The 19953-nt window shown below is 41.9% G+C and carries 12 protein-coding genes; 9 read left to right on the top strand and 3 right to left on the bottom strand.

The window, feature by feature from the left end; genetic code table 11:
• Positions 1-4: 4 nt before the first annotated feature.
• Positions 5-934 carry a hypothetical protein gene (locus tag EAH55_RS24720; protein ID WP_121812011.1) on the bottom strand — a complete coding sequence of 310 codons (930 nt, stop codon included), beginning with the start codon at positions 932-934 and terminating at the stop codon, positions 5-7.
• 222 nt (positions 935-1156) lie between these two features.
• On the opposite strand from EAH55_RS24720, the gene EAH55_RS24715 reads away from it, so the two are divergent.
• Both EAH55_RS24715 and EAH55_RS24710 read left to right on the top strand, forming a co-directional pair.
• Positions 1157-2485: a vanadium-dependent haloperoxidase gene (locus EAH55_RS24715; RefSeq protein WP_121812010.1), complete on the top strand. Its 1329-nt coding sequence runs from the start codon at positions 1157-1159 to the stop codon at positions 2483-2485.
• A gap of 31 nt (positions 2486-2516) precedes the next feature.
• Entirely contained in the window at positions 2517-4556 is a 2040-nt protein-coding gene (locus EAH55_RS24710) for a glycoside hydrolase family 65 protein (protein WP_244228345.1), read from the top strand.
• An 86-nt stretch (positions 4557-4642) separates the two neighbouring features.
• On the opposite strand, the gene treF is transcribed toward EAH55_RS24710, so the two are convergent.
• Entirely contained in the window at positions 4643-6235 is a 1593-nt protein-coding gene (treF, locus tag EAH55_RS24705; protein WP_121812008.1) for an alpha,alpha-trehalase TreF, read from the bottom strand.
• Between the two features lie 188 nt (positions 6236-6423).
• On the opposite strand from treF, the gene EAH55_RS24700 reads away from it, so the two are divergent.
• Both EAH55_RS24700 and EAH55_RS24695 read left to right on the top strand, forming a co-directional pair.
• On the top strand, positions 6424-7575 hold the full coding sequence (locus tag EAH55_RS24700; protein WP_121812007.1) for a glycoside hydrolase family 130 protein: 1152 nt from the start codon (positions 6424-6426) through the stop codon (positions 7573-7575).
• A gap of 86 nt (positions 7576-7661) precedes the next feature.
• Positions 7662-7976: a hypothetical protein gene (locus EAH55_RS24695; RefSeq protein ID WP_121812006.1), complete on the top strand. Its 315-nt coding sequence runs from the start codon at positions 7662-7664 to the stop codon at positions 7974-7976.
• Between the two features lie 197 nt (positions 7977-8173).
• Here EAH55_RS24695 and EAH55_RS24690 read toward each other — a convergent pair whose 3' ends face one another.
• Entirely contained in the window at positions 8174-11563 is a 3390-nt protein-coding gene (locus EAH55_RS24690) for a DEAD/DEAH box helicase (protein ID WP_244228343.1), read from the bottom strand.
• 157 nt (positions 11564-11720) lie between these two features.
• Here EAH55_RS24690 and EAH55_RS24685 point away from each other — a divergent pair, with 157 nt between their 5' ends.
• The 5 genes from EAH55_RS24685 (at position 11721) to EAH55_RS24665 (ending at position 19550) form a co-directional block, all read left to right on the top strand.
• A complete protein-coding gene (locus EAH55_RS24685) occupies positions 11721-14450 on the top strand; it encodes a bifunctional YncE family protein/alkaline phosphatase family protein (RefSeq protein ID WP_121812005.1) in 2730 nt (909 codons plus the stop codon).
• 267 nt (positions 14451-14717) lie between these two features.
• Positions 14718-15833 carry a deoxyribonuclease II family protein gene (locus tag EAH55_RS24680; protein WP_121812004.1) on the top strand — a complete coding sequence of 372 codons (1116 nt, stop codon included), beginning with the start codon at positions 14718-14720 and terminating at the stop codon, positions 15831-15833.
• Positions 15834-15982: 149 nt separating this feature from the next.
• Entirely contained in the window at positions 15983-17572 is a 1590-nt protein-coding gene (locus tag EAH55_RS24675) for a DUF1593 domain-containing protein (RefSeq protein ID WP_208644928.1), read from the top strand.
• 94 nt (positions 17573-17666) lie between these two features.
• Entirely contained in the window at positions 17667-18269 is a 603-nt protein-coding gene (locus EAH55_RS24670) for a TetR/AcrR family transcriptional regulator (RefSeq protein ID WP_121812002.1), read from the top strand.
• A gap of 45 nt (positions 18270-18314) precedes the next feature.
• Positions 18315-19550 carry an MFS transporter gene (locus tag EAH55_RS24665; protein ID WP_121812001.1) on the top strand — a complete coding sequence of 412 codons (1236 nt, stop codon included), beginning with the start codon at positions 18315-18317 and terminating at the stop codon, positions 19548-19550.
• Positions 19551-19953 lie beyond the last annotated feature (403 nt).

The following is a 19953-nucleotide window of genomic DNA, read 5'->3' as shown; positions in this document are numbered from 1 at the left end:
AGCGTCAAAATATCGGATAGTAAATTTTGGTTACCCATTTTGATGTATCCTTTTCTACCGATCTATCCGTTACAAGTGATTGATAAGACATCGCCGGAGATACCAGGCGATGATCTTTCATATATATTTTCAGTTGCGACAACGCATTGTTAATAGTGTTTTGCCCACCTTTTACATCTAGCACCAGCAGATTAGCTCCTTTGGGCATTTCATTTATTGTGGTTTTCGGCTGAGTGTGTACCGTTTTATTTATGGGGAGTGCAACAGTTACCTGGTATTGATACTCATTTATTTTGGTAACATTAAGCATCGGGAAAGCAACTTGCTTTACGCCGCCTTTGTCAGCTTCTTGTTTTAAATTATTTACTATCTGATATATCTCATGTACCTCAGGGATGCTATTACGAATCTCTGCGTGAGTTAATAACACGGTATCCTTAATAAGATTAATGTATATTTTATAACCATAAGTATTACGTTCGTCTTGTAAAAAGCGCTTTAACGATAATAAAACCTCCGCCATTTGCGCTCTGATTGCTGCTTTTTCAAAATAGTTAGTCAGCTTGCTATAAAAGTCCTTTGAACTATCTTCCGAAGCATTCCATTTAACGGTTACCGTCCCTTCTTCGCCTGCAAAAACACTGATACTGTTTTTTAAGATGATATCACCTTTTTTTAAATTAAAATATACCGTACTGTTGGTCATCTTTCCGAGATCTATCTCAAGAGATTTGAACCGATACAAATTGTCATTAATAGTGGTTCCGGGCCACCAGCGTTTCCAATTACTTTTATTGTTTAAAAATCTTGCCGCGATAACATCAGATGAGTCTATCGAAATCTCTTCATCTATATAAATTTTTGACGGAATCAGAACATATACAGCTATGACGATGATAATAAGCCCAGTCAGAATAAGAAATATTTTTTTCATTCGGTTTATAAAAGCACAAAAAACTCAGGAAGCTAAATGTAATAATAATGGTGATATATCCCGGTTATAATTTAACCGAATAATCGCGTATTTTTTTAATAAAAGCCCACCAAAACATGTGGCAGAGCGCTAAAAAAAGCCTATATTGGCTGTTGATCAATTGAAAAAAACGACAGATTGCTCCCTATAGATCTGGCTGTTTTTAACCTATTTTTATAATTTATGAGATCCTTTTTATTTTGCCTTACCGGAGTATTGTTTTTATTCGCATCCTGTAAAAAGCCCGACTATGAAAAAGTAATTCACGATCCCGAACTTTACCGTGTAACGGTAAAAAAGCTTAACGACATCGTGCTGGAAAATAACTTCCCGCCGGTTACTGCATCCCGCAATTATGTCTATGCCAATATAGCTGCCTATGAAGTTATAGCCTCCGGCGATCCGGAACATTTTAAATCATTGTCCGGACAGATCAAACATTTGCCCGTAGTGCCTAAAGCGTCAAAAGATACAGCTGTTGACTATCAGTTTGCTTCGCTGCTTGCTTTTTGTACAGTGGGTAACGCGGTAACTTTCCCGGAAGGCAGTATGGATCAATACGTAGATGAACTTAAGAAGAAAGCCAAAGATGCCGGCATGCCATCTGATCTGTTTGAAGGTTCAGTAAATTATGCCAATAAAGTAGCCAAATTTATATTGAAATGGAGCAAAGGCGACCATTATGCGCAAACCCGCTCTGCAAGTAAGTACACCGTAAAACAACAAGACGGGCGCTGGATACCTACACCGCCTATGTACGCACAGGCGCTTGAGGCACACTGGGGCGAGATCAGGCCGATGGTGCTGGATTCAACTACACAATTCATACCACCAGATCCTCCGATTTTTAATATCAAAGACCATAACAGTCCTTTTTATAAGCAGGCGCTTGAGGTAAAGCAAATAGTGGATAGTCTGACTAAAGAAGAAAAGCATCAGGCCGATTTTTGGGATGATAATGCCTTTAAACTCAATGTAGTAGGTCACGCATCATTTGCAACCAAAAAGTTTTCGCCGGGAGGGCATTGGATGAATATTACAGCTATCGGCACCAGGGCTAAAAAGTTTGATTTTGGTACTACCGTAAGCGTTTATACCGAAGCTTCAATTGCCTTGTTTGACGGCTTTATCAATTGCTGGTACCTTAAATACCGATCCAATTATGTGAGGCCCGAAACCATAATCACCAAATACATTGATGCCGATTGGCGTCCGTATATCCAGACGCCGCCATTCCCGGAATATAGCAGTGGGCATGCCGTGATTTCATCTGCCGCTGCCGAGGTACTTACTAATAGGATTGGTGATAATTTTGCCTATACCGATTCTTCAGAAATGGAGTTTGGGATAGATCCGCTATCCTTCAAATCATTTCGCGAAGCCGCGAAATCGGCAGCCATGTCAAGAGTAATGGGTGGTATTCACTTTAAAAATGCATGTATTGTAGGTAATAAACAAGGTGCCGAAATAGGGGAGCTGGTTGTCAAAAAACTACAATTAAAGGTTAAGTAGCGTTTTAGATTTTCATTTTAAAATATTGATTTTGAACAGGATATTAAAGTTTAGTTTACTTGCCGCTTTGCTGATACCCGGGGTATCAAAAGCTCAAAGCATTGATCCCTGGAAAATTAAGGCTGATAAAATTGATCCCGCTAATTATTACGGCATTACCGTAGCTAACGGCATGATCGGTATCGTATCGGCACCGGAACCATTTAAGGTTAAAAATGTAGTGTTGGCAGGTGCGTATGATCTGTACGGTCGCGGCCGTGTAAGCAATTTCCTGAACAGCTTTAACCTGCTCAACATGTACCTTGAAATTGATGGCAAACGTATTGACGCCAAAAACATCAGCAATTTCAGACAAGAGTTGGACATGCAGCACGCGGCATTCACCACTACTTTTGACTATGCGGATAAAGCAACCATAAAATATACTTACTACTCGCTTCGGCAATTACCGTTTACCGTTTTAATGGATGTTGCTGTAACAGCAAAACAAGCCATCAATATCACATCGGCCAGTGTCATGGAAGCGCCGGATGCACTTAAGGAGGTTCAAAATTATTATAATGAAATTGACAGGCCGCACGTTACCATCAGCCTGCTTACCTCAACTGCTAAAAGCCCTACAGGTAAAATGCAACTCTGCGCATCCACGTCATTTTTATTCAATGAGCCTCATGGTCAGGAGCCTCGCATTATTCACGAAATGTGGGATAACAACATGCACCTCATGAAGTTTAGCAAAGCGGTAGCCGTCGGACAGACTTATAGTTATGCGGTGACAGGTTCATCCATAACATCTGCCCATCATGCCGACCCGCTGAATGAAGCAGAGCGCCTGACCATATTTGCTAAGCTGGAAGGCCGCGACAGGCTGATCACATTTCATAACAAAGCCTGGGATGATCTTTGGACAAGCGATATACAGATTGAGGGCGATGATCAATCACAGCAGGATATCCATAGTATGTTGTATCATTTATACTCGTTTTCGAGAGCGGGCGCGGCTTATTCGCCGTCCCCAATGGGCCTTTCGGGTTTAGGATATAACGGTCACGTTTTTTGGGATTGCGATGTTTGGATGTATCCGGCCATGCTGGTTTTACACCCGGAAATCGCGAAATCAATGATTGAATACCGGTTTGAACGCCTGGATGCCGCCCGTAAAAATGCTTTTTCGCACGGTTATAAAGGCGCGATGTTCCCCTGGGAAAGCGCCGACAGTGGGGTAGAAGAAACACCGGTTTGGGCATTAAGCGGGCCATTTGAACACCATATTACCGCTTGTGTCGCGCTTGCGGCCTGGAATTATTATTGCGTAACCCAGGACAAGCAATGGCTAAAAGAAAAAGGCTGGCCAATCCTTTCTGCTACTGCTGATTTTTGGGCAAGCCGTGTAGAGCGCAATGGCTCCGGGCATTATGATATTAAAAACGTGGTGGCTGCCGATGAATGGGCGGAAAACATTGATAATAATGCTTTCACCAATGCCGCGGCAAAAGCCAATTTGCTCAATGCCACAGCTGCTGCAAAAATCTTAGGCGAAAAAGCCGACGCCGATTGGGTAAACGTTGCGCAAAACATTCCCATCCTGAAGCTGGATAATGGTGTTACCCGCGAGCATGCATCTTACAATGGCGAGGGTATTAAACAAGCCGATGTTAACCTGCTGGCCTATCCGCTTAAAACCATTACCGACCCGGCTCAGATAAAAAAAGATCTGGAATACTACGAAACCCGTGTACCAAATGAGGGAACGCCAGCTATGACACAGGCGGTTTTTGCTTTATTGTACTCACGCTTAGGTAATGGCGATAAGGCATTTCATTTTTTTAAGGACGCTTATGAGCCAAACCTTAATCCTCCATTCCGCGTCATTGCAGAAACTAAGGGTGGTACCAATCCATATTTTGCAACGGGAGCAGGAGGGATTATTCAGAGCTTGTTGATGGGTTTTGGTGGCCTGGATATTACACCAACTGGAATTATACAGGTAAAAAGCAAGCTGCCTGCAAATTGGAAATCGCTGAAGATTACCGGCGTTGGAATGAATAAGGCAACTTACACGATTAAATAAATTTAACATCTTTAAAACAGACGATATCTGAAGACTTACGACGTTTTTAAAACTTCGTAAGTCTCAATTCTAAGTCCAAATCCTGATCAATTCTGAACTTCAGCCGGTGTTTTCTCCAATTGTTGAGTATCGATATGATACCGATTCACCAAATGTAAAAGCACTCCATTTGTCCAGCCAAAACCATCCTGTAATGGGTATTCGCCGCCGCCCGCGGTTAATTGGGTATCAACCACATTGTATTTTTCAAGCAGCTTACCTGTTTGTTTAAACACCCTGATGTTAAGCTTAAGCCAGCGTGTAGCAATATCCTTGGCCAACGTGTTGTAGTTATATTTTTCAAGTCCATCTATAGCCATGTATTGCAAAGGGGCCCAGCCGTTCGGCGCATCCCATTGCTGCCCGGAAAAGTTCGGCGTAGTAACCAGGCCACCAGGTTTCAGAAAGTTGTTTTTAAGCCCGTCGGCTATTAAACGGGCCTGTTCATCGCTGGCTATTTTAAATTCCAGTGGAAATTCGCCGGCAAGTGTTTCTACATCTGATTGCTGCTTAAGCTTCCAGTTGTAGTCATCAAACCAGCCGGTTTTCTGGTTCCAGCAATATCTCAGGATGGCATTTTTACGCCTGTTTGCCCTGTACCTGTACATTTTGGCCAACTTGGCATTCTGGATCTGGTTTAAACTCCGGGCAATGGTCATTTCCAGGTTATACAATAAGCAATTCAAATCAACAGGTATAACATCGGTAGTTTGTATCGTTGGTAATTTGCCCGACGAATCAAACCAGCGTGTGCTGAAATCCCACCCCGAAGCAGCAGCAGCCCTAATGTTACGATAGAACTGCGCAGGCGGCTGCTTACTTTCCTTAGCTGCATCAACGTCTTTTATATACGACTCTTCACGGGGCTCATCGCTTTCATCCCAATATCGGTTTAGTAAATCGCCATCTGGCATTTTTACAACCCGATGTGTTGCTCCATCGGCGCCTATTGCCTGCCAGTTATACATCCAGTATTCATACTCCTTAATTAATTGTGGCCTGAAATGCACCAGTACTTTATCCCCCTCAATTTTTGCAAGCAGGTTTACCATCATCGCAAAAAACGGAGGTTGCGAACGGGTTAGGTAATAGCTGCGGTTACCGTTGGGGATAAATCCATATTTATCAATCAGATAGGCAAAGTTTTCAACCATATTGTGGATCACTTTCACCTGGTGGCTTTCCTGTAGGCCCAGCATGGTAAAGTAAGAATCCCAATAATAAATTTCCCTGAACCTGCCGCCGGGTACAATGTACGGATTAGGTAATGCCAGGGTTGAGGAAAAAGGCTTTGCCTCATCAGGACGGCGCTGTAAAACCTGCCACAAGGTGTCGATATGTTTACGGATGCCTGCCGAGATATCGGTTTGGAAATTATTATGTGATACCGGCACATTAAAATTAGCCAGTACAAATGCCTGCAGGTTAAACCCAGGCTTATCTTTTTGCTCGTTATAGGCCTTCATGATCAGGGCCGGATCCTGCTTGGGTACAGCATCAACAAATGTTTTGTTATCAGGGAAAATAGTTGAAGTTTGAACAGCTTCAAACAATCCCGGGAACTGTTGTCGGGGCGTAAGTGTTTGGGAATTTACGCGTAATACAATGAGTAAAAATGCGAGTAAAAAAAGTTTTCTCATCAGCTTAAAATTATACCCAGTTGCAGGATGGGTAAAAGGCTTATACAGTTTATAAATTTACTATTTTTGAGTAGATTATAACTGATACCTACTTTGTTTTCAACGCTTTTTATGCGATATTTTGCAAGAAAACTACTGAGATCAATAAGCCATACCAATAATAAAACTAAATACATAAGCCATTCACTATGATAAACTTTTTGCGTAAGGGGAGTATTATATTTTCGCTGCTGTTTACACAGTTTTGCTACGGACAACCGGCCGTTAACAAATTACCGTATTGGGCGTTAGGCGGATTTACCCGACCTGCAAATATCAACCCAATCATATCGCCGGATACAACTTCCCGCTTTCTTGATCCTATGAGTAAGAAGCAGGTTCAATGGGAAGCCAATGACACTTTCAACCCTGCGGCAACCATAAAAGACAAGAAAATAGTAGTGATGTATCGTGCCGAAGATTTGTACGGCATAGGTATTGGCTTTAGAACATCGCGTGTAGGATATGCCGAAAGTACTGATGGAATTCATTTTAACAGGAAGAATGCCCCGGTGCTTTATCCGGATGAAGATATTGCAAAAAAATACGAATGGCCCGGCGGCTGTGAAGACCCTCGTGTGGCAGTTACCCCCGAGGGTACCTATGTTGTTTTTTATACTGAATGGAACCGCGATTTACCGAGATTAGGTGTAGCTACATCAAAAGACCTGATCCAGTGGAAAAAGCATGGACCGATATTTGAAACCGCTTATAATGGCAAATTCTTCAATATTGCCAGTAAGTCAGCCTCGATATTAACGCAGGTGATTAACGGAAAACAGGTGGTTATAAAAACTAAAGGAAAATATTGGCTGTATTGGGGCGAGCATCATGTGTATGCAGCCACATCTGTAAATTTGGTGGATTGGTCGCCGGTGGTTGATGAAAAAGGAGAATTGAAAGAGCTGATGTCGCCGCGTAATGGCTATTTCGATAGCGATCTTACCGAATGCGGGCCGCCTGCTTTGATGACCAAAAATGGGGTGATCCTGTTTTATAACGGCAAAAACAAACCGGCCGAAGGACGGGATCCTCGCTTTAATGCCAATTCATACTGCGCAGGGCAGGCTTTGTTTGATGCCAAAGATCCATCTAAACTCAAAACCCGGCTTGACGTCCCTTTCCTGCGACCAAGAGAGCCTTTTGAAAAAAGCGGTCAATATGTAAATGGCACCGTATTTATTGAGGGTATGGCTTATTTTAAAAAGAAATGGTTTCTGTATTATGGATGTGCTGATTCGCGGGTTGCGGTCGCAGTATTTGACCCTGCAAAGCCCGCGCCTCCTGATCTGGTTGAATAGCTTACCAACTGTTAAAAATAAAAATATAATTTAAAACGCTTGGTTGTATTATCTAAAGTATTATCTTCAGGATTAAAATATTTAATATGCTTTATATCCTTATTTCAGCTGCAGTTGTCCTATTTATCGCCCACGTAATTTTATTATTTACCTCGTTTTCAAAAGGCACTTTGATCTCGCCACGTTATTTTTACTCACATTTAACCTTATGGCTTACAGGCCTGGCAGTTTTTGCATTGGCGGCATTATATAGCGGCACCAATCAATCAGCCTTTCTTGATTATTTCAATACCTGGACTAAAAAGTCATATATCCTGGTGTTTATCTTCGGCCTATCATTGGTAGCGCATTGTATTGTTACCTTTTTGGTTCTGCCGCTTTTGCGCAAATCAAGAGTATAATATTCCGGGAAAATTTCTATTTAATTTAATACGAGTTCTTCTTTCAGAGCCAGCTCATATTTTTCTTTGTCAAAACAGGATGAAACGCATAGTGCAGCAAGCACCGATACTCTGCATTTCATTCTGTTTTTTTGAGTGGCTTCGTGCAAAATCTATCTCCTGGCCGGCAAGTTTCTGTAAATTTTACAGGGGCTTTTTTATTCCAGCAGATCAAGCAGATCATCTTTTGAGAGCGAGCCGGTAAAAGTTTTATCTGATTTAACCAATTTATCGGCAATATCTTTTTTCGATTGCTGCATCACCATGATCTTCTCTTCAATAGTACCGGGGCAAATCAAGCGCACCGCTACGATCTTTTTATCCTGACCTATACGATGACAACGGTCTATAGCCTGGTTTTCAACAGCTGGGTTCCACCACGGATCAACAAGATAAACGTAATCGGCCTCGGTTAAATTGAGGCCGGTACCGCCTGCCTTAAGACTAATAAGAAAAACCCGGATGCCCGGATCGCTCTGAAATTCATTTACAACCTGCTCACGCTTACGAGTTTGCCCGGTGAGGTAGGAGAAACGGATATCCCGACCACTTAATTCCTTACCAATAAGATCAAGCATAGATACAAACTGTGAAAATATGAGGATCTTATGCTGATGTTTTTTGCTCTCAATCTCTTCCATCAATACGTCCAGTTTGGCTGAGGCATCACCTGGCATTTTTTCGCCCTTCAATAACATCGGCGAATCGCAGATCTGCCGTAGCTTATTCAGCCCCTTTAACACATTCATGGAGCTCTTTCTAAGTTCCTCATTAGTTGTGGCCGAGATATACTCTCTGAATTCTTTCTCGTAAGAGTCATAAATATGACGCTGCTCTTCCTTCATTTCACAATACAGCACCATTTCTGTTTTTTCGGGCAGCTCGGTTGCTACCTGCTGTTTCGTACGCCTGAGTATAAACGGCTTAACTTTTTCCTGGAGTTCAGTCGCGCGTTTATTCCCTTTAAATTTATCAATTGGAATAGCGTAAATATCCTTGAAATACTGTTTGCTTCCCAATAAACCGGGGCAGGCAAATGAAAGCTGCCCATATAAATCGAATGTGTTATTTTCGACAGGCGTACCTGTTATGGTGATCTTATTTCGGGATTTCAGTAATCGTACCGCCTTATAACGTTGCGATTCGGGGTTTTTGATATTCTGCGATTCGTCAAGGAAAACGTAGTTGAAATTAAAATCTTTTAAGAAGTTTATGTCCGATAGTAAGGTGCCATACGAGGTAAGCACAATTTCGTACTGGTGCAGGTGCTTGGTGTGCTTAAGCCGCTCGGCGCCGTAAATGGTATGGATACGAATGGATGGCGCGAATTTTTGCACTTCCTGCTGCCAGTTAAACAGGAGCGAAGTTGGCACTACAATCAGGTTAGTATTGTTTTTAACTTTATGCCGTTGTAAAAGTATAAAAGCAATAACCTGGATACTTTTACCCAAACCCATATCGTCTGCAAGGCACCCGCCAAAATTAAGGCTATCTAAGAAGCTCAGCCAGTTTAAACCCTGATGCTGATAAGTTCGCAGCGTTCCTTTTAATTCCGGAGGTACTTGTACTTCATCAATAGTTTCGGTATCGGTTAACCTTCTGTTATATGTAGCGATCTCATTTCGTACTTCTTCATCCAGCATTTCCTCATCATAGTATTGCTGTATGGCGGTGTAATTACTTTTCGAAGTATGCAAGGTATCATCGTCAGAGATCTCTCCCGAATTAAAATAGTCGGTAAATTTCTCTATCCATTCGGCTGGTAAAATCCCTCGAGTACCGTCATCAAGCCGTACATATTTACTTTTATTTTTTACAGCCTGGTGCACTTGTTTTAGCGAGGCCCTTTTTTTGCCGAATTTTAAATCGATAACAGTATTAAACCAGTTAATGCCACTTACTACATTGATGGTGATCTTTACTTTATGAGCGTTTAGCTTGTTGCCCTCCAGTTCGTTAAAGCCAAGAATCTCGATGTTGTAGTTATGCCATTCATCAAATACGTTTAAAAACCATTCTTCATCTAAAAAATGCCTTTTATGCAGGTAAAAATAATCAAGATCGTTTTCTAACTGCTCGTTAAAATATTGATGCTGTTTTACAAGCAGGGCCGTAAAAGCTATTTCCTCATCATCCCGACGTTTAACTAAAAACTGGTTGCCTTTTTCATCAGTGCCGTAGATCTGTTTTTGCGTACGAATAGGGATCTCGGCCTCGCCATAACGCATTACGGGAATGATCATAACATGAGCGCCAAAATCCGACAAGTAAATGATCTTTTCTTCCGGGCGATCAAACCCTTCTTTTTTTATCTGCTCCTGTGTTGCCGGTTTGATGTAGGTATAATCTATGCGAAGCTTATTTTCCAGTTTATTAAGCAGATGTGATTTTAACTCACCAAATTTACTTTTATGCACCTGCAGGCTACCTTGTTTCTTTTTTAACAGATCGATCACATTTAATACCTGAAGGCTTTCAATCAGGTAAAGCACATCACCTATACCAATAAAATAAGTATACCTGATATCGAGGTCTTTAACATCATACAGCAAGCCATCTACATTAAAAATGCCGCTTATTTGATAAAACTCGTCCCAGGTGTTTACCTTAAGTTCAAGATCACTTTTCAACGTTCTGACCTTTACCGGGCTTATTGAACCGGCCGTCACCTTGTCTGATATGCTATTATCGTGAGCATAAAAATTATAAGCCGATGGATTTTGAACGACAGCCTTTAACGCCGCTATATCTGCAGCCGTTTTTTGCGTATTAATATGATTTTGGAACTTGTGTACTCCGGTAAAAAACTTAACCTGTCTTGTATCATTCGTTTCCCAGATGAGGTCTAAGGGGGCTATGGGCAGCAAAGGGTTCTTAATTTTGCCATCTTTAGTACTTTGCGCAGTGTACAGTTCAACAAAAAGATATTTGTAGTATTTATGCTGTTTCAGGACAATGCAGGTTGTTTTATCAGCATCATCTCCGGGCAACTCAATTGGCTCAGCGTTATCACTCACAATAATATTTTGCAGACTGGCAAGGCTCTCTTTTGTAACCGCTGTTAAAGTAACCGACCGGGGAACAATCTCAAAACTTTTAGATTGGGCCCGTAGTTCAAAAAACTTGTCGAGGTGTGGTTCATCTTCAAGCCCGTAATCAGTAGCCACCTTTTTTAACTTCTCAAATCTTAACCTATCATCAAAAAACACCCGTAACTCATCACGTTGGGTTATGGCCGATAATACCTGGGCCTGATGTTCGCAAAGCTTATAGCCGGAAGCGTGACATCCGCATGAAAGTGCCAGTTGTCCTTCATGACTGCTAACAATCACCTCCGGAAAAGCAACCGTTCCGGATTGATTGGTAAAAGCGCCCTGGTTAATTTCAAGGTGTTTGGCCAGTATTTGTCTGTAACTTTGGGTATCGAAATAAATGCTGACAGCCGCGTGAGCAGCGATAATGCTTTCGCTAAGATCGGCTATGGTTGCGCCTTTGATGATGACATTATGGTTGCTTTCGCCTTCCTGGTAGCTGATTATCCTGATCACTATGCTTTGATGTGTTACCCGGTAAATATCATAACAATTATAGAAAAGAAGGTTATCACCTGTATAATTTCATCCGCTATGTAACAATTATATTCTTCACTAAATATTTACCTTTAGTAAATGTACCTGCTTTAATTTTGCCGTTTAGTTGTATACTATGAAATACCCGAAATCCCTACTACTTATATTCGTTTCTTCCTTTTTCTTTTGCGCATGTCATACCGTTTCCGGCAACAAGCAGGTTTCCGAAAATGAACAGGTTAACATGCACAGCGCCTATGATGACAGCACGCTCAATCGCCACATATTACCGGTTTTAATGCCATATAACCGTATTATAGACCCGGCAGGAACCGTAATATCATTTGGCGACGCTGAAGACGAAAACCATAGCATGGACGTAAGGCTGATACCCAACACTAAGTTTATTGTCGTTGAGGACAGGTATGGGCTTACCATAATTGATACTGTAGCCAAAAAAGTTACTACCCGCTGGACATATAAACAAGATACCCGTTATCGCGGGCTGACCAGCACTTATTCCGGTTTAAAAGTTGTAAATATTGACGGTCAAACTCAAATATACTGGAGCGCGGCTGCGGGGAAAGGCAGGGACTCAAAATCATACGTTTTCCAGGCAATCTGGAAGGATGACAAGATCAGTATACAAAACACCTTCAGTTTTAAGGCCGAAGGTGAATCGCCACTGGCGTTACCTAACGATTTGGCCATTAATAATGAGAATGGGATAAATTATTTATATGTAGTTTTAAACGGCAATAACCAATTGGTGAAAATCAATTTGGCCGATAATAAAACCGTTTGGACAAAATCAACCGGTGTTGCGCCTTACGGACTTACCATTGCAAAAAATAAAATATTCCTGACAAACTGGGCCGGTCCCGAAGCGGTTGATACCTTAAAACGTGAAACAGCCGGCGTGCCTTACGGTAAAGCTTATATCGATCCTAAAACAGGTGCAACCGTACAGGGCACTGTAATGGTTATGGATCTGGCTAAAGGAGACGTGATCAAGGAAATTACAGTAGGCCTGCATCCAAACGCCATCATCAATAGTGTCGACGAAGCTTTTGTTTATGTGGCCAATGGCAACAGCGATATGGTGTCGGTAATTTCAACAAGCTCATTGCAAAACATAGCAGCTATCGATGTAAAATTAAACCCGGGTAAAAAAAGTTATATAGGCGATACACCAAATGCTTTAGCAATAAATGCGGATGGTACCATCCTGTACGTTGCAAACGGTTTGGATAACGCGGTGGCAATGGTAAAATTAGGCAACAAAACATCGCTTAAAGGAACCGGGAGCGACGAAGTGAAAGGCTTTATTCCAACAGAAGCGTACCCGGGTGGGTTAGCTGTTGACGGCAACAATTTATTCGTAACCAACCTGGAAGGAGAGGGCTCAAGGGTAGGTACTGACGAGATTGGTAAAAGCAATTTAAAAGGCGACCTGCCTGGCGCAGATGATGTTGTAGCTTATAACTCGCACCATTTAAAAGCTACTGTATCTATGATAAGCATACCCGATGATGCTACACTGAAACAGTATACCCAAAAGGTACAGAACCTGAACCTCAGCTTCCGCCAGCAAATAGCGCAGTTACTGCCACGTAAAAACGTTGCACCTAAACCAATACCTGAACGTATTGGCGAACCATCTGTTTTTAATCATGTGCTTTATATCATCAAAGAAAACCGTACTTACGACCAGGTTTTAGGCGACATGCCTGAAGGCAATGGCAATAAGTCGCTTTGTATTTATGGCGATAGCGTTACGCCCAATCAGCACAATTTAGCGCGTAACTTTTTGTTGCTTGATAATTATTATGTTTCAGGTAAATGCTCGGCCGAGGGACACCAATGGACGGATGCCGCTATGGTTACCGACTACGTTGAGAAAAGCGTAAGGTCTTGGTTCAGAAGCTATCCGCACGTACAGGAAGATGCACTGGTTTATGATGGCAACGGTTTTATCTGGAATAATGCCGCCGATCATGGTAAATCGGTACGGATTTATGGAGAGGCTTGTGCGGTACACTTTGACAACAAGCTTAGCTGGAGCGACATTTACAATAATTACAACACAGGCAAACCTTTTACTTTTAATAATACCAGCACCATATCGCGTGTAAGGCCAATGCTATCGCAAAACTTTCCGGGATCTGATGAACATAAGATCAATGAGCAGTTAAGGGCCTCGGCTTTTATCAAAGAGCTGCACGAGTACGAGCAAAAGCCCGGCGACCAGCTACCGCAATTAATGGTGATGGCCCTGTCGGCCGATCATACCGTGGGCACCAGACCTGGGTTTCCGACACCTGATGCCATGGTAGCCGATAATGATCTTGCGCTTGGCCGCATTGTTGAAGCAATTTCAAAAAGCCGTTTCTGGAAAAACACGGTAATATTTGTAACCGAAGATGACTCACAGGCAGGCTGGGACCACGTATCAGCGTATCGTACAACCGGGTTCGTGATTAGTCCTTACAGCAGGTTACAGCATAAAGTGAGTAAAAATTACAACCAAACCTGTATAGTACGTTCTATTGAGCAAATATTAGGTTTACCACCTATGAATATTATTGATGCTACTGCGCTACCCATGTTTGAATGTTTTACCGATAAGCCATCTCTGTATACTTATACGAGTTTAAAAAACCAGGTGCCACTTAATAAAATCAGCCTGCCATTTTCTTCGCTCAAAGGCCCGGCTTTACATTTTGCACAATTATCATCAAGACCAGAATATGATCACATAGATGGCGGTAATGATGATGTGATGAATAGGATACTATGGTTTGCAGCAAAAGGAAAAAAAGCCTATCCCGCTAAACTGGCCGGAAAAGATGAAGATGGTGATTAAACAAAGTTAAGTTTACAGATCGACTGAAATATTAAACTTTTCATACTTAGAAACTCGCTAACCTATCAGGTAGCGGTTTTTTTGCTTTTATCCTGCCCATGAACACTTGATCTATAGCGATTTATACGTAAAACTACGGTGACTAACTGTGAAAAATCCGTGAAATTACGCAAACGGTAATACTGCTCATTGCTTTATCTTTATGGTGAACCTCATCCACGCCTGCAAGCGATTAATCAAACAATTTCACAACCTAATCCAAAAATTATGAAAATTTCCGCGCTTGATGAAAATGGCGCCCCAGTTGACTGGTGGTTTATTTACAAGGTTCCGCAACTTGACGGAGGTGTGGGTAATGACAAGGCTACAGGCTACGAGTATGTCTATTACGATTCCACAATTGATGCAAACCCAGATGCACGGCAAAGGACGATAACCAAATCGCCCAATGTTTTGAACAGCGATAAGGGTGCGCTTAACCTTACAATGGACTCGGTTTTTAAAAACTTCAAGTCGCCGGCCCCAACAACCGGGTGGATCCTTTACAACGATGAAATGCCCGAAAGCCTTAACAAGCATGATGATGGTACAAGAGGCCATACCAAAGGCGCATTGGTATTTGATACAGAATCTAAAACCTCGTTCTGGCTGCTTCATTCATGGCCTAAGTTCGCCGACCCGGGAGCCATTAAAGATCCAACTCCAAAATACGGACAAACCTATTTATGTATTTCGCTGGATTTGGATACCGCCAATATGATCGCTAAACAAATGGTAAACCACCAGGAACCGCAGATCTATTTTCATAATACCGCAAATCTTCCTGAAACCTCCGACCTTTATGCGCTGACACAGCCGTTGGCCAACCATCCGGTAGCTTTGGGAGATTCAGTTGATTTAAAGACGATTGGAGGGATGCCTTTTAAAGTTATAGCGAAGAACCGGGAGTGGAATAAAGATTTCTGGAACGAATTGGTAGGCCCTACGCTACAAGATGATCTCGACATTGAAACATGGATCCGTGGCCCAATTCCACCTATTGCCGATAGTGATGGCATTCATAAAACTTTTGATATCAAGTATATCAATTTAGGTTTTATGGGCGCACATTGGGCCTGGCCCGAAACACACGACCATGCTAAATGGGGAGTTACCTTACACGATCCATGGATTTGTGTAGGCGACATCAATCGTATGATATCACAGAGAAAACGCGGCGGTGGTACTATCGCATTTAAGAACCAGACTTTATGGTCGGGCTTGTCAAAAACAAGTTTGCTTTTGGCGCCGCCAGGGCATAACCGGACCGAGGCTCATGTGTTGATTCAAAAAACGCATCACCCTCATGCGGAAGCACCATTGAGGGAGCAACCTGAAGAATAGTTTACTATTTAACAATCTTCGATATACACCGCTAAACAAAAGATCCCGCTTCGGCGGGATTTTTTGTTTAAATATATTACATCTGATTATCAGCAACATATCAGCTGATTTACTTATTTTTAACTGGATATTATAAACCAGTACAACCAATGACTTTAAACCTGAAATACTTTAGCGTCAGAGCAAGTCGGTACGCATTCACGCTAATGGCTCTTTTTGCGATTAATGGCTTTGCGCATGCTCAAAACTCACCTAACGAAGCAAAGCCACGCATTGTTATTACAGCTGATCCGGAATTGGATGATAATAATTCGCTTATCAGGTTCCTACTATACAGCTGTGATGTTGAAATTGAAGGATTGATTTACGCGAGCAGTGCTTTTCATTGGAAAGGCGATGGCAAGGGAACCAAATGGTTTGTACCGGGCCGCGAGTATGCCCGCTTTGGATTAAACTTGTGCCCATGCGAATCCTGGCGATGGGGCGAAGATGAGCATTTTATTCATGATGCAGTATATACATACGCAAATGTTTACCCCAATCTTAAAATACATAATCCAAATTACCCTGCACCGGATGTTCTAAAAGCCAAAATCAGAATTGGAAATATTGAATTTGATGGTGATATTTCAAAAGATTCGCCAGGTTCAGATCTCATCAAAACCCTGATACTTGATGATAAACCAGGGCAATTATTTATTACAGCGTGGGGCGGCCAAAGCACTATCGCGCGTGCTTTAAAAGCTATTCAGGAACAATATGAGTTCACCAACAATTGGGAACAAATAAGATCAAAAATTTACCGGAAGGTGATTTTACTCCCTTCCGGCGATCAGGATGATACTTATGCAAAGTATATTAAACCTAACTGGCCGGGTATTGAATATCGTGAGTTTAGAGGCGGACCAAACTATGGCTATGGCGCTCAACTAAATGCAGCTTCACAGGATTCTGTTTATATGACAGCATCCTGGATGAAGGAAAACATATCGGGCAGAGGCCCCTTGGGAGCGCTGTACAGGGTATGGGGCGATGGAAAACAAATGGTAAAAGGTGATATCATGGACTATTTTGGTGTCAGTGGTCATACCACTGACGAGTTGAAGAAAATGGGTTATGTTGTGTGGATGCCCGTACAGGAGAAAGGCTCATGGTTAGGAGAGGGCGATGACCCTACCTTTATGAACATGCTCGGCAATGGACTGCGTGCATATGAAAATGGCACCTATGGAGGTTGGGGTGGCGCCGGATTCATTGATCCCAAAGCTAAAAACATCTTCTTTCAAAATAGTGATACATCATCAAAAGCAATGGCAACTTCGCTTGCTGCGCCGAAAGATCGAAGTAATACGTATCCTGACTTTTTCCCGGCTGCTCAGCGGGATTTTGCCGCCCGGCTTAAATGGTCGACAACGCCAATATATAAAAGGGCAAACCACGAACCGGTTGCCAAAATTGAGGGGCCATTAAATGTCATGGCAACGGCTGGCGAAACAATAAGATTGAACGGAGCTGTTTCTGATCCTGACGGAGATGTGCTTTCTGTTAGCTGGTGGCAATTTCAACAAGGAACTTTCCCCGGAAAAGTTTCAATATTAAATCCTGAAGCCAAACAAACACAAATCGAGATACCTAAAGACGCCATTTCCGGACAAACCATTCACATTATTTTTCAGGTAACTGATAACGGTTCACCCTCTCTTACAAGATATCAGCGCATAATTATAACGGTACGGTAAGTATAAATTAAGCGTAGACGCGTTATTAGTCTATTTCGACAAAAAAATAAATTTTGTCAAATTTCATTATCTTTGCAATCGAAACAAATAGAAAATGACCAGTCAGGACGATATTATTCGCTCGGAAATCTTACAAGCCGGCTTACATCTGTATAAGGGAGCAGGCCCTGCAAAAATAACTATGGAAAATGTGGCGAAGGCCACAGGGCGTAGCAGAACTTCGCTTTATTATTATTTTAAGGACAAAGACGAGATTTTTCAGGCGGTGCTTGAATGCATTGCACATGATGTTGCCACTGAAATTCGTACTGCAGTTGTTAAAGCGGGAACATTAAACGAAAAGATAACTGTTTTTTGCACTACAAAAATCAAGACTTCGCAAGAATGGAAGCGCGTATTTAATGCTATTGAAGGATTCATAGGTGCAGATGAAAAGTTTAAACACACGCAATCATTAGATACCCTGCACCGAAAACTTATTCATTTGGAAAAAGGCATTTTGATGGACGCATTCGCTGAAGTAGAACATCTGTTTCCCCGCAAGTTAAGCTACTCAGATAAAGATATGCTGGCATTTATTATCTATAGTGGCGTACGTGGCATTAGGCGCGAGGTTTACGATCAGAATGACCCTCATGATGCTAAAATGGCTGTGCAGCTTTTATGCGATATGGTCGCCAAATGGCTTGTTGTTTAATTCAAGATCTATCTTTTGACATTATTTAAAAAATTGTCAATTCAAATGAAAAAGCTTAGTCAACTCAATTTATTTAGGGCCTTATCAAGCCGAAATTTTACACTTTATTTTATTGGCAGAGCAGTATCTCAGTTTGGCACCTGGATGCAGCGCACCGCTGTAATATGGGTAGTATATTCCATGACACACTCCGCCTTTCTGCTTGGCTTAACTGTTTTCGCTGAGCAATTCCCTTCATTCATTTGCTCTATACCCGGTGGAGTAGCGGCTGATCGTTATAACCGCTATACCATAATTAAGATCACCCAGATAACTTCCATGTTGCAGTCGGTGCTGTTGGCGATACTTGTGTTATCGGGTCATATGGTAGTGTGGGCAATCCTTTTATTAAGTGTGATCCTTGGGATTATTAATGCCTTTGATGTGCCGGCAAGACAGGCGCTGATAAATGACGTAGTTGCCAGTCCCACAGATTTGCCTAATGCCCTTTCGCTTTCAACAGCAACGGCAAGCCTTGCGCAGTTGTTAGGCCCTGCATTATCAGGTATTGTGTTAAGCGCATTTGGCGCCGGTGTATGTTTTTTACTGAACGCGGCAAGCTTTGGTGCGGTCATTCTATCTATTTTGCTGATGAAATTACCTGCATATGTGCCTAAAAAAACAAATAAAAAGGTATTGGCCGATTTTTCTGAAGGTTTTACTTATATTAAAAATACTACAGGCATAGCAACTATGGTTATGATGCTTGCTGCTGTAAGCTTACTGGTGCTGCCATTTAATACTGTACTTCCCGTATTTGCTAAAGTGGTTTTCAAAGGGGATGCGTCAACATTCGGTTACATCAATAGTTTTGTTGGTATAGGGGCGGTTGCTGGTACCATTTTCCTCGCATCGCGTAAACCCGGCGCCCATTTAAAACAGATCCTTTTTGTTAGTACGATACTGATGGGTATAGGGCTTATCTGTTTTTCACAATTCAAAAACTTTCCTGCTGCCATGTTTTTTGCTGCCATTGCCGGGTATGGGTCTATAGCACAATTTACTATCAGTAACATTGTAGTACAGTCAGATGCCGCAACCAATATGAGAGGACGCACCATGGGCGTTTTGTTAATGGCTATTTTTGGTATGCTGCCATTGGGTAGTTTGTTAACTGGTGCCATTTCGGAGCACATCGGCGCTCCCGCTACGGTATTGGCGCAAGGCGTAACCGCTTTGGTTATTGCCTTTGTGTTTATGGGCTTTCTAACCAGAAAAGAAACGGTTCTTAAAACAGAATAAGCATATTAACAGGTATTAGCCAGCTAATGACAGACTAAAGGCAAAAGTGTTGCCTTTGTTAAGTCTGCTTTGAAATCACGTTTTTCCATTATACTCCTCAATAATCTCGTACAAAAAAGCCCCGAAATCAATGATCCCGGGGCTTAAATTTCTTGCGGAGAGTTAGGGATTTGTACTTTCGTCTTTTTTTACCCTAACTCCATCTTATATGATGGTTTTGTAAAACAGGTCACTTTTAAGGCCCTCTCAAATCTACTTACTTATCGCAAACTGATACCCAAATATATGAATTTCTTTACTTTTTTAAAGAATGAAAGCATTGCTTTACTAACAAGTAAAGAAAGTCAGCAGAATATGCTAAGGTACACCCGTTTAATATCGATTTCTAACTTCGAGTCAAGAA

This window comes from Mucilaginibacter kameinonensis (assembly GCF_003675385.1).
In the GTDB taxonomy this organism is placed as follows: domain Bacteria; phylum Bacteroidota; class Bacteroidia; order Sphingobacteriales; family Sphingobacteriaceae; genus Mucilaginibacter; species Mucilaginibacter kameinonensis.
This window is presented reverse-complemented; position numbering and strand designations above follow the sequence as displayed.